General features: G+C 27.9%; 14 protein-coding genes and 1 pseudogene. 12 read left to right on the top strand and 3 right to left on the bottom strand.

Annotation, left to right across the window (positions count from 1 at the left end; all coding sequences use genetic code 11):
- The first annotated feature begins 116 nt into the window (after nucleotides 1-116).
- Complete coding sequence (locus tag LEQ07_RS19015) at nucleotides 117-677, top strand: TVP38/TMEM64 family protein (protein ID WP_263331849.1); 561 nt, start codon at nucleotides 117-119, stop codon at nucleotides 675-677.
- Nucleotides 678-696: 19 nt separating this feature from the next.
- On the opposite strand, the gene LEQ07_RS19010 is transcribed toward LEQ07_RS19015, so the two are convergent.
- Nucleotides 697-861: a hypothetical protein gene (locus LEQ07_RS19010; RefSeq protein ID WP_161794427.1), complete on the bottom strand. Its 165-nt coding sequence runs from the start codon at nucleotides 859-861 to the stop codon at nucleotides 697-699.
- A 381-nt stretch (nucleotides 862-1,242) separates the two neighbouring features.
- Between LEQ07_RS19010 and LEQ07_RS19005 the strand changes: the two genes are divergently transcribed.
- The 5 genes from LEQ07_RS19005 to LEQ07_RS18985 all read left to right on the top strand — a co-directional run bounded on the left by LEQ07_RS19005 (nucleotide 1,243) and on the right by LEQ07_RS18985 (nucleotide 6,235).
- Nucleotides 1,243-1,806: a hypothetical protein gene (locus LEQ07_RS19005; RefSeq protein WP_021431393.1), complete on the top strand. Its 564-nt coding sequence runs from the start codon at nucleotides 1,243-1,245 to the stop codon at nucleotides 1,804-1,806.
- A gap of 110 nt (nucleotides 1,807-1,916) precedes the next feature.
- Nucleotides 1,917-3,566 (top strand): hypothetical protein, encoded by a 1,650-nt coding sequence (locus LEQ07_RS19000; protein WP_263331848.1) that lies wholly within the window; start codon nucleotides 1,917-1,919, stop codon nucleotides 3,564-3,566.
- 142 nt (nucleotides 3,567-3,708) lie between these two features.
- On the top strand, nucleotides 3,709-4,128 hold the full coding sequence (locus tag LEQ07_RS18995) for a MarR family winged helix-turn-helix transcriptional regulator (RefSeq protein ID WP_046822776.1): 420 nt from the start codon (nucleotides 3,709-3,711) through the stop codon (nucleotides 4,126-4,128).
- A 12-nt stretch (nucleotides 4,129-4,140) separates the two neighbouring features.
- Nucleotides 4,141-5,511 (top strand): MATE family efflux transporter, encoded by a 1,371-nt coding sequence (locus LEQ07_RS18990; RefSeq protein ID WP_046822777.1) that lies wholly within the window; start codon nucleotides 4,141-4,143, stop codon nucleotides 5,509-5,511.
- 244 nt (nucleotides 5,512-5,755) lie between these two features.
- Nucleotides 5,756-6,235: a hypothetical protein gene (locus tag LEQ07_RS18985; protein ID WP_263331847.1), complete on the top strand. Its 480-nt coding sequence runs from the start codon at nucleotides 5,756-5,758 to the stop codon at nucleotides 6,233-6,235.
- 42 nt (nucleotides 6,236-6,277) lie between these two features.
- On the opposite strand, the gene LEQ07_RS18980 is transcribed toward LEQ07_RS18985, so the two are convergent.
- Both LEQ07_RS18980 and LEQ07_RS22720 read right to left on the bottom strand, forming a co-directional pair.
- Nucleotides 6,278-6,733, bottom strand: coding sequence for an AI-2E family transporter (locus LEQ07_RS18980; RefSeq protein ID WP_263331851.1), 456 nt, complete (start codon nucleotides 6,731-6,733; stop codon nucleotides 6,278-6,280).
- Nucleotides 6,734-6,746: 13 nt separating this feature from the next.
- Nucleotides 6,747-7,223 (bottom strand): AI-2E family transporter, encoded by a 477-nt coding sequence (locus tag LEQ07_RS22720; protein ID WP_263331850.1) that lies wholly within the window; start codon nucleotides 7,221-7,223, stop codon nucleotides 6,747-6,749.
- A 299-nt stretch (nucleotides 7,224-7,522) separates the two neighbouring features.
- Between LEQ07_RS22720 and LEQ07_RS18970 the strand changes: the two genes are divergently transcribed.
- The 6 genes and pseudogenes from LEQ07_RS18970 (at nucleotide 7,523) to LEQ07_RS23285 (ending at nucleotide 11,958) form a co-directional block, all read left to right on the top strand.
- On the top strand, nucleotides 7,523-8,239 hold the full coding sequence (locus LEQ07_RS18970) for a pseudouridine synthase (RefSeq protein WP_263331846.1): 717 nt from the start codon (nucleotides 7,523-7,525) through the stop codon (nucleotides 8,237-8,239).
- A 15-nt stretch (nucleotides 8,240-8,254) separates the two neighbouring features.
- On the top strand, nucleotides 8,255-8,839 hold the full coding sequence (locus LEQ07_RS18965; protein WP_263331845.1) for a tRNA (mnm(5)s(2)U34)-methyltransferase: 585 nt from the start codon (nucleotides 8,255-8,257) through the stop codon (nucleotides 8,837-8,839).
- A gap of 404 nt (nucleotides 8,840-9,243) precedes the next feature.
- Nucleotides 9,244-9,441, top strand: coding sequence for a 4Fe-4S dicluster domain-containing protein (locus LEQ07_RS18960; RefSeq protein WP_046823649.1), 198 nt, complete (start codon nucleotides 9,244-9,246; stop codon nucleotides 9,439-9,441).
- Between the two features lie 18 nt (nucleotides 9,442-9,459).
- Complete coding sequence (locus LEQ07_RS18955) at nucleotides 9,460-10,608, top strand: 2-oxoacid:acceptor oxidoreductase subunit alpha (protein ID WP_046823644.1); 1,149 nt, start codon at nucleotides 9,460-9,462, stop codon at nucleotides 10,606-10,608.
- Nucleotides 10,590-11,384 (top strand): 2-oxoacid:ferredoxin oxidoreductase subunit beta, encoded by a 795-nt coding sequence (locus tag LEQ07_RS18950; protein ID WP_263331844.1) that lies wholly within the window; start codon nucleotides 10,590-10,592, stop codon nucleotides 11,382-11,384. The genes LEQ07_RS18955 and LEQ07_RS18950 overlap by 19 nt, the downstream gene beginning before the upstream one ends.
- 29 nt (nucleotides 11,385-11,413) lie before the next feature.
- Nucleotides 11,414-11,958: pseudogene (locus tag LEQ07_RS23285) on the top strand (2-oxoacid:acceptor oxidoreductase family protein).
- Nucleotides 11,959-12,060: the final 102 nt, after the last annotated feature.

Here is a 12,060-nt window from a genome sequence, read left to right as displayed (position 1 = left end):
TTATTTAAATATATATAATAACTTTGAATATAATAATAAGTATAAAAAATTATAAATTTAATTTTATAAACAATTCAAACTTATAGATAAAGTCTAGATTAGGTAGGTGCTAATATATGGAACAAATAATATATAGCTTACAAGAATATAAATTATTAGTGGCTGCAGTAGGATTTATAATAATAATAATAGAAACTTTTATACCGGCATTACCACTTGTTGCTATAGTAGGAGCTAATGCGTTTGTTTTAGGAATAGGACTTGGATTTTCGGTATCTTGGATTGGATCGGTTATAGGATCAATAGTTTTATTTTTGATTTGTAGAAAATTTTCAGATTCTAAGTTTATAAAAAGAATAAACAACGAAAAAATAGATAAATTTAAGAAGTGGGTAAAAAGACAGGGGTTTAGCATGATGTTTATAGTTTATTTATGCCCCTTTATACCTGATTTTTTAATAACTATAACTGCTGGAATATCAAAGATGAAATTGAGTAATTTTGTACCAGGAATGGTACTGGGGAAATTTATTATGTTTTTAGTTATAAGTTACATAGGAAATGATATAAAAACTTTTATAACAGATCCTTTAAAAGTTACATCATTAATAATATTGGTTTTGGTGTTTTGGGTTTTAGGAAATAAAGTGAACAGAAGAATCAATAGCATAAAATAAGACTATACAAAAGTATAGTCTATTTTTTATTTGATAAACAATTCGGACATAAGTCAGATTTGAAATTTTTTACGTTCGTATTTTGTTCAAAGTAAGTAGAGTATGATAAACCATTTAATTTGCATCCGCACTCTATACATCTATTATCTCTTTTAAGTATTAATTGTTCTTGTGTAAGCTTCATTATAATGCCTCCTAATAAAATTTAAAAAATAAAGTTTTGTTTTGAAAAAATTTAAAAAATAATAAAATTAGCATGTGTAAAATCGGTATACTATATTATATTAAAGTTAATTAAAAATGAGACAGGTTTAGACAAAGTCTTAAAAAAGATAAGTTTATTTATAAAATAAGGAAAGGAATAAAATTGAATTTTACATTTTACATTAAAAATTAACTTTGAATTCAATTTATAAAAATTATTTTAAACTTTAATATTTTCAATATAAATAAATTGAAATTTAAAAAGTTACAAAAACAACATTTGAAGTTTGATTAAAATGGTGATAAAATAGAGTAGTTATCATAAACATTATTATAAACCAAGACATTGGGGGGTTAAAAAATGCAGAAGGTATATATAGTAACAACATATACAGGAACTGCTCTTTCTTACTTGATAAAAAGTATATCTAAAACTCCTTATGCACACGTATCTATAGCTCTTAATGAGTATTTAAGACCTATGTATTCATTTGGAAGATTAAATCCAAAGACGCCTTTATTTGCTGGATTTGTAGAGGAAAACATAAATGAAGGCTTATATGCTATAAAAACGAATACTAGATGCAGAGTATACTCATTATATGTAACTAATGAACAATACAACAATTTATATAAAAATATATTAAATATAAGTGCAAATAGAGATAAATATGATTATGATGTTTTAGCACTTTTATATTTATCTAGAAATAAGCCTAGAGAAGCTGAGAATAAATATGTGTGCTCTCACTTTGTAGCAGATATGTTAGAAGATAGTGGGATAAACTTATTTGAGAAGCCATCATGTGCAATTAAGCCAAATGACTTCTTTAATCATAAGGATTTGACACTTGAGTATGAAGGATTATTAAGTGAATATAGAGCAAAAGAAAAAATATTTGAATATAGTTTAAGTAGTGTATAAAGATAAATACTCCTTATAATTTTAAGGAGTATTTATTTTTTTACAAAAAATGGTTATAATTAATATTAATAAATATTACAAATATTTTTAAAATTAGGAAGGAGTAATAAATGAAGAAAATTTTTAAAACGTATGGAATAGCGTTGGTAATGGTAGCTATATATGCAATAATAAAATTACCTGTACTTAGATTAGATTTTACCTCGCTATTTTCAACACTAGTTATATTTTTCGTAATATCTGGAGTGCTTGATATGATGTTTGACAAAGGAGAGCAAACATCAAAGTTGGCTAAACGAAATTTCTCAATAGCTGCAGTGTTAATAGCTTATACTATAGTAGTGCCATTTTTAACATCGTCACCAGTATTACATTCGAAAGCATATAGAAATTTACTAGGAGATGTTAAAGAAAGTAATTTTGCAAAAGATGTAAGCCCTGTAAATGCAAATGAAATTAGGCTAGTAGACGAAGATATGGCTATGAAATTAGGGGATAAAAAGTTAGGAGAGGTGCCTGCTATAGGTAGTGTATCGAAACTTGGAAAGTTTCATATCCAAAATGTAGATGGAGAATTATGTTGGGTAGCACCATTGGTACATAGAGATGCAATAAAATGGATTACAAATATAAAAGGAACAAATGGATATGTAAGAGTATCTGCTACAAATCCACAAGATGTTAGACTTGTTCAAGAAGTTGATGGAAAACCTATAAAAATAGTATATCAACCTGAAGCTTACTTACATCAGGATTTAAGAAGACATATGTATTTAAAAGGATATACTAATGTAGGTATGACAGATTTTACATTAGAAGTAGATGATAAAGGTAAACCGTATTGGGTAGTTTCACTATATGAAAATGCTATTGGATATGGAGGACAAAATGCCATAGGAATAGCAACTGTAGATACTCAAACTGGTGAAGTTAAAAATTATGATATAAAAAATGCTCCAAAGTGGATAGATAGGATACAACCAGAAGAATTTATAGTTAAGCAAATAAATGATTGGGGTAAATTTGTAAGTGGATTTTTAAATGCTGTTATATCAGAAAAAGGTGTATTAGTAGCTACGGAAGGAACATCATTAGTATATGGCGAAGATGGAAAGTCATATTGGTATACAGGTATAACTTCTGCAGGAGGGGATGATTCAACTATAGGATTTATGCTAGTTGACACTAGGACTAAAGAAGCTAGGCTTTATAAACAACCAGGAGCAACTGAAACTGCAGCTATGGTATCTGCAACTGGGAAGGTACAAGAAAAAAATTATGAGGCAACATTCCCTGTTGTTTATAATATACTAGGGAAACCTACATATGTAATGTCTTTAAAAGATAAGGCAGGATTAGTTAAGATGGTTGCTTTTGTTTCTGTAGAAGATTTCAATATGGTTGGAATAGGTGATAATAAAGATGATGCTTTTAGAAGCTATAGAGAACAATTAAAATCAAAAGGAAATACTGTAGAGCTTGGAAATGATGATACTAAAGAAATAACTACAGGTATAGTTCAAAGAATAAATTCAGATGTAATAGAAGGAAATACCACATATTATCTTACAGTGGATGGAATGAATGACTCTATATTTGGTGTGACGTCTAAGGTTTCAAATGAAGCTCCTTTAACAAAAGAAGGGGATACTATAAAAATTGGTTATGATAAAGATCAAAAAGGCTTGATAGAATTAATTGAATTTGATAATATTAGTATAAATCAAGCGAAAGCTGAGGAAAATAAGCCTGAAAAGTAAATATAACAAATAAAAAACTACATGTTTATGTAGTTTTTTATTTTTACCAAAATAGTTGCAATAACAACTATTTTGGTGTATACTAATTTAGTTGTTATTGCAACTATTTTAATACTATCTTTTACGATAGGGGGGATTTAATGTGAAAAAGGATTGTAATTATATTGGAAGATATATCTCTCAGATTCATAGAAAAGGGGGAGCTTTTATATCTAAAGAGTTAAGTGGATTGGGAGTTGGGGCTGGTCAATTTATGTTTTTAGTAGAGCTATATAAAGGCGATGGAAGAAGTCAAGAAGACCTTGCGGAAACGCTTAATATAGATAAGGGAACTACTGCAAGAGCTATAAAAAAGCTAGAAGAAGAAGGCTTTTTAACACGAGAGAAAGATGAGATTGATAAAAGAGCTTATAAGTTATATTTAACTGACAAAGGAAAAAGTGTAAAAACAAGTATATATGAAGTTTTGTCAAAATGGGAAATTTATATGACAACTAACTTAACAGAAGAAGAACATGATATAGTCAGAACTCTTTTGCGAAAAATATGCATGACAATATAAGGAGGTCAATTTATGAAAAATGAACAAGAATTGAGAAATCATTCAATACCGAGACTTTTATTAACATATTCGGTACCAGCTATTATAGGAATGCTAGTAAATGCATTATATAATGTAGTAGATAGAATATTTATTGGTAAAATACCTGCAGTAGGATCATTAGCACTAACTGGTGTTGGAATATGTTTACCAATTATGACTATAATTTTGGCATTTGCGATGCTTGTAGGTATAGGAGCTACAACTAATATATCTATAAAGTTAGGTCAAGGCAAAAAAGATGATGCAGAAAAAATTATAGGGAATGCTATAAAATTATCTATTATTATTGGAATTATAATTAGTATAGTAGGAATTATATTTGGAGATACGATACTTAAACTATTTGGAGCAAGTGAATATACTCTTCAATACGCAAAAGATTATATATATATAATCTTAGTTGGTAGTGTATTTAATATATTAGCATACACACTAAATAATACTATAAGAGGTGATGGAAACCCTAGATTGGCAGCAATTATAATGATAGTTGGATGCTTAACAAATGTGGTATTAGATGCTGTTTTAATATTTGGATTACACTTAGGTATACAAGGTGCTGCTATTGCAACTGTTATATCACAAATAGTAACAGCTATATGGGGGTTATCTTATTACATTAGAGGTAAATCTAATTTGAAGTTTCATAAATCAAGTTTGAAGTTAGATAGTTCTTTGGTTAAAAAGATATTTGCTATAGGATCTGCACCATTTGCAATGCAAATAGCTACAAGTTTAGTTCAAGTTATATCAAATAATGCATTAAAAACTTATGGAGGAGATTTAGCTATAGGTGCAATGGCTACGATATCATCTATAGCTATGATATTCTTAATGCCTATATTTGGATTAAATCAAGGAGCTCAGCCTATAATAGGTTTTAACTTTGGAGCTAAACAGTATGATAGAGCTAATAAAACATTTAAGTTATCAGCTTTAGCTGCAATTATAATACTTACAACGGGTTGGATAATAATTCAAACTATACCAGAAGTTATGGTAGGTATGTTTAATAAAGACCCTAAGCTTATGGAGATATCAATAAAAGGTGCTAGAATATACTTGTTAATGATGCCTATAATAGGAATATCTATAACAGGATCTAATTATATACAGTCTATAGGAAAAGCTAAAATGGCAATGATTCTTAGCTTGCTTAGACAGGTTATCATATTAATACCTATGATAATAATATTACCAAAATTCTTTGGTCTAGATGGAGTTTGGTATGCACAACCAGTTGCAGACTTTTTAGCAACAGCTATAACTGCAATTATATTATACAGAGAATTAAAAAGTTATAAAAAAGTTGAAGTAAAAAAACAAGAAATAACAATATAAAGTAAAAGCATAGATACATGTCTATGCTTTTTTTATTAAAGTGTAAATTTTATTGCATGTGTTTAATATAATAAATTAAGACTTGTCACAATATACATCAAGGAGAATAGCATAATGGGAAGTATGGAAAAGGAGATACTGGTTTTAATGAGCCAAGTTAGATGTGCAACAGAACAACAGTTTAATAAGTTTTTTTTCTAAAAAAGAAAAATAATGAAATCTCCTCACAAAAACTCTAAGAAAAATGTGCAGAGAGTTTACTCTTAAAAAATATCCATGCAATGTAGTTTATGGGGAGTATAAAGATAGTTCAGGAATTTATTATTTAAATGGAGGAAAAACATATAAAGGAAAGGAACTTTTAAAAGTTATACTAGGCTCAGAGATAGTTTTAAAGATGGAATCTTCAGGCTATGAAATAAAAAGATTTTATAGAAATGTAACAGTAGATAAAGATAAATATGATATATATATTGAATATGTAGATAAAGATAAAAAATTAAAACAAAAACTTATAGATATCAAATTAACAGAGGTATTTAAAATGAGTAAATATAAAAACTTACATGCGAAAGTTTTGAACTCAACAATACCTTTTTATGAAGTACCTGAAGTCTTGTTAATATCACAAGATAATAATTTTGATAAAAAAAGGCTGATGTCTATTAATGAAAATGTAAAAATAGTTGATATAAAATTAGAAAATTTAATAAAATATTTATAATTAAAAACGTCTAAATTTAACTTTAGACGTTTTTATTTTGTATCATTCAGATTTTGGTATATTTATATTTTTTTCAATATATTTATCTAAATATGTTTTTATTACAGCTGCTACTGGAACGGATAAGAAAACTCCTATCAATCCGAATAAAGCACCACCAACTAATACAGCACATATTATCCAAATTGGATGAAGTCCTACAAACTCACCCATGATTTTCGGAGCAATTAGATTACCATCGACTTGTTGAAGCACAAGTAAAAATATAGCCACCCAAAGAGCTTTTATAGGGCTATATGATAAAGTCATAAGTATTGGGAGCAAAGCTCCTATAAATGGACCGAAATAAGGAATCATATTAGTTATAAATACTATAAAAGATAAGAATAAACTACCTTTTATATTTATAAAGAACCTAAATCCTATGAATGTTATTATTCCTACAACCAAAGAAACAATTAAACTACCTATGATATAATGATAGAAAATTTTATTTATTATATCAAAGAATTCAATTATTGCAGTGGCTCTTTTTTTTGAAAAAGTTGAATATAATAGATTTTTTTAGATTTTTTAAAATATTTTCTTTATCACAAAGTATATAAATAGATAAGATAATACCCATTATAATATTAAAAACTATAGATGTTATGCTAAAAATATATATTAAAAAATCTGAAGAAATTGTATTTAGCATTTTAACGACATGTTTTAAAGCTGAATCCAAATGGGCTTGTATATGGGGTAAAATGCTATCAAATGAATGATTATTAGAAATATATTTGTTTAAAAGTTCATCTATTTTTAGCGTATAGCTTGGTATTTCTGTTATTAAAGTATTTAAGGTATCTATCAATGAAGGCATTATTAAATTTATACAAAAGCAAAAATAAAAATATGAAAAATATGAAATAAATATATTTAAAATTCTCGGCATCTTGAATTTTTTTTCTAAAAACATAATAACTGGATTTAAAAGTAAACACATTAATACAGCTAATAAAAAAGGACTTAAAAATTTAAACAAGTCATTTATACTAGATATAAAAACTGAAGGGCTATCTATAGCCTTATAAATTAATATAGATATAAAGGCTACGAATATACAATATTTAATATTATCTCTTGAAATCAAATCGAACACCTCTTTTATTAGTACTTGTATATTATTATTAATTTTCCAATTAATAAAATAAATAATATAAAAAGGTAAAATTTATTTATTTTATTAAAAAAAATATAGTATAATAATCTAATGTGAAGAAATAAAGAAATAAGGAGATAATTATGAGAATTAATAAATATATAGCATCTTGCGGAATTGCATCAAGAAGAAAAGCAGAAGAATTGATAATTGAAAATCGTGTTAAAGTAAATGGGAAAGTAATAAATGAATTATCATTTCAAATAAATGAAACTGAAGATAAGGTAGAAGTAGATGGAAAGCTAATTGGTTTAGAAGAAGAATTAGTATATATTATGTTAAATAAACCTGAAGGATATGTTACAACGGTAAAAGATCAGTTTGACAGAAAAAGCGTTATAGACTTAGTAAAAGGTGTAGGAGCTAGAGTTTATCCCATTGGGAGATTAGACTATGAAACAAGTGGATTATTATTATTAACTAATGATGGAGATTTGACATATAAATTGACTCATCCTAAGCATGAGGTTGATAAAACTTATGTTGCTACAGTAAAAGGAATTCCAAATGAAGCTGAAATTAACAATTTTGAAAAAGGACTATATATAGAAGATTATAAAACTGCTCCGGCTAAAATAAAGATAGTTAAAAAGAATATTGAAAAAAACTATGCTGTTTGCGAAATAAAAATACATGAAGGTAGAAATAGACAAGTAAGAAAAATGTGCAGAGCTATAAATCATCCTGTTATGAACTTAAGAAGAAAAGCTATGGGTAAAATTGTATTAAAGGATGTTGAGATAGGACAATATAGATATTTAACTAATGACGAGATAAATTATTTAAAGAAATTAAAGTAAAAGGATTGAAGTAAAATGATGAAAGCAAAATATTTAACTAAAGTAACAGACTTAAATAAGGTGCTGTTAGAAGATATTATAAATGAAGGTGATATCGTAATTGATGCTACAATGGGAAATGGATATGATACAAAATATCTTGCAGAAAAAGTAGGAGAAAATGGTTTAGTTTACAGTTTTGATGTCCAAGAAGAAGCTATAAAAAGTACTAAAAAAAGATTAGAAAAAGCGGAGCTTATAGATAGAGTAAAATTAATTTTAGATGGTCACCAAAATATGGATATGTATGTAGACAAAGAGGTAAGTTGCGTGATATTTAACTTAGGGTATTTACCAAGAGCTAAACATCAAGTTATAACAAAACCAGATACAACACTAGAAGCAATTAAAAAAAGCTTGAAATTATTAAAACCACATGGGGTTGTAAGCATAGCTATTTATACAGGACATGAAGGTGGTATGGAAGAGTTTGATGAAGTATTTAAATATGTAAGTGAACTAGACCAAAGTGAATATAATGCACTAAACTGTAATTTTGTAAATCAAATAAATCATCCTCCAAGATTAATAATGATAGAAAAAAAGAATAATTATATATAAAAAAAGAAAGTAATGAGTTAGAAACTTCTAATCTTATTACTTTTTTTATCTTATTTTTTATATGTATACAATATATTTTTGAAAAATATTAAAAATATTAAAAATGAACTATTATTTTAGACTTATATTGAAAGTAATATAAAATAAATTCTTTTTTACTTTTTAACAAGAAATTTAAGCATATAAAGTTAATTATATAACAATCCCATGAAATCAATGAACTTATACTTTAGTTATAATTAAATTTTATAAAATATAATAATACTTATATGTAAGTATGAAAGTTTGCATGGCAAAATTGCAAAAATGTAGGAATATCCCTAAAAATGAAATAATAATTGCAATTGGCAGAAGAAATAGCTACTATTAAAGTGAAAGTAAAAGTTGTAGGGGGGGAGATAAATTTGGAAAAAGGAAGACTTACAATAGATACTAACTGGTGTAAAGGTTGCGGTATTTGTGTAGAATACTGTCCTAAAAAAGTTTTAAAATTAGAGAACAATATAATCTCTGTAGACGATATAGAAAATTGCGTACTTTGTGGATTATGTGAACTTAGATGTCCAGATTATGCTATTTATATATCTAAAGAAGAAAAATAATAAGGGGGGTAGAGCGTTATGCATAAAAAAGTAAAATTGTTACAAGGAAATGAAGCTTGTGTACATGGTGCATTATATGCCGGGATGAAATTCTTTGCAGGTTATCCAATAACACCATCTACCGAAGTAGCTGAAATTTCATCATACATGTTGCCAAAAGTTGGTGGAAAATTTATACAAATGGAAGATGAAATTGCATCCATGGCAGCGACTATTGGAGCATCTTTAACAGGGCTTAAATCAATGACTGCAACTAGTGGGCCAGGTTTTTCACTCAAACAAGAAAATATTGGATATGCATCACTTGCAGAAATTCCATGTGTAGTAGTAAATGTACAAAGATGTGGTCCTAGTACGGGGCTTCCTACATCTCCAGCTCAAGGAGATTTAATGCAAGCTAAATGGGGAACTCATGGAGATCACCCAATAATAGCGTTATCGCCAACAAGTGTAAGAGATACTTTTGATTTGACAGTAAAAGCATTTAATTTCTCAGAAAAATATAGAACTCCTGTAATACTATTATTAGATGAAGTTATAGGACATATGAGGGAAAAAGTTGAACTACCTAATGAAAATGAACTTGAAATATATGATAGACAAAAAGTTAAAGCGAATAAAAATGAATACAAAATATACGATCAAACAACTCTAGTGCCTCCAATGGCAAACTTCTCAGATGGATACAGATATCATGTAACAGGTCTTATGCACGATGAAACAGGATTCCCAACAAATAGTACAGAACAAACAAAAAAACTTATGGATAGATTAATGAATAAAATTAATGAAAATTTAGACGATATATTAATTTGTGAAGAATATAACGTAGATGACTGCGAAGAGTTATTTATAACTTTTGGATGTATGAGTAGATGTACAAAAGATGCAGTAGATACATTAAGAAGCAATGGTATTAAAGCTGGATTATTTACTATAAAAACAGTATGGCCATTCCCTGAAGAAAAAGTTAAAGAATTAAGCAAACATGTCAGAAATATATATGTTCCTGAACTAAATTATGGACAAATGATACAAGAGGTTCAAAGAGTTTGTGATAGTGATTGCAATGTAGTTGGAATTAATAAATACAATGGAGAAATTATAACACCGGAAGATATTGTTGATAAGGTTATGGAGGTGGTAAAATGCCAAGTAGCGTTGTAGAAAATAATTTTAGATCAAATAGATTACCACATATATGGTGTCCTGGATGTGGACATGGTATCCTTATGAGATCTATTGCGGTTGCTATAGACGAATTAGGTTTAGATAAGGATAACGTATGTGTAGTATCAGGGATAGGATGTTCATCTAGAGCATCTGGATATTTAGACTTTAATACTTTGCATACAACACACGGTAGAGCAATACCATTTGCTACAGGTGTAAAATTTGCAAATCCGGATATGCATGTAATTGTTGTAACTGGAGATGGGGATTGCACAGCAATAGGAGGTAATCACCTTATACATGCATGTAGAAGAAATATAGATATAACTACAATTGTTTTTAACAATAATATATATGGGATGACTGGAGGTCAGTATTCTCCAACTACTAATACAAATGACTTTGCCACAACAGCGCCTTATGGCAATATTGATAAGCCTTTTGATATATGTGAATTATCTAAGGGGGCAGGCGCTACATTTGTAGCTAGAGGAACTGCATATCATGCAAAACAAATGATAGAATACATAAAAAAAGGTATAGTTCACAAAGGATTTTCTATCATTGAGGGTATGAGTTTATGTCCTACTTACTATGGTAGAAAAAATAAAAAGGGTTCAGCTGTAGCGCTTATGAATATTTTAAAAGATAATTATGTTGATATAGCACTAAAAGATAAATTACCTGAAGAAAAACTTGAAAATAAACAATTTTTTGGTATATTTAAAAGTGACAAAATGCCAGAATATACAGATGAATATAAAAAATAATAAATAGGGTGAAATGATTATAAGGAGAAATGAATATGAGAAAAGAGATAAGACTTAGTGGATCAGGAGGACAAGGACTGATTTTAGCTGGTATAATACTTGCAGAAGGAGCTATATTATCAAACTTAAACTCTGTTCAAACTCAATCATATGGTCCCGAAGCTAGAGGTGGAGCAAGTAAAGCTGAAGTTATAATAAGTGATGGTGAAATTAATTTCCCAAAAGTTAGAGAAGCTGATATATTATTGAGTTTGACTCAAAAATCTTTTGATCAGTATTCACATACTGTAAAAATGATGGAATTGTTATCATAGATTCTACTGTGGATGAAAAAAATATAGATACAAAAAATGCAAAAGTAATTAAAGTTCCTATCATAGATAGTAGTAAGGAGAAATTAGGAAAGGTTATGGTAGCTAATATTGTAGCACTAGGTGTTATAAGTGAAACAATAGAAGGTGTAGACAACGAAATGTTAAAAAAAGCTATATTAGCTAGAGTTCCAAAAGGAACAGAGGAACTTAATGAAAACGCTTTCGAACTAGGAAGATCATTAGTTAATTATGCATATTAAAAAGAGAAAGGAATTTTCCTTTCTCTTTTAATTAAAAATAAAAATAAAAAACAAAAATAAAAATTTTCGTATTTCTAAAACAAGTTTGTGTTATAATTTGAA

The sequence above is a fragment of the Paraclostridium sp. AKS73 genome (assembly GCF_025671395.1).
Taxonomy (GTDB): domain Bacteria; phylum Bacillota; class Clostridia; order Peptostreptococcales; family Peptostreptococcaceae; genus Paraclostridium; species Paraclostridium benzoelyticum.
This window is presented reverse-complemented; position numbering and strand designations above follow the sequence as displayed.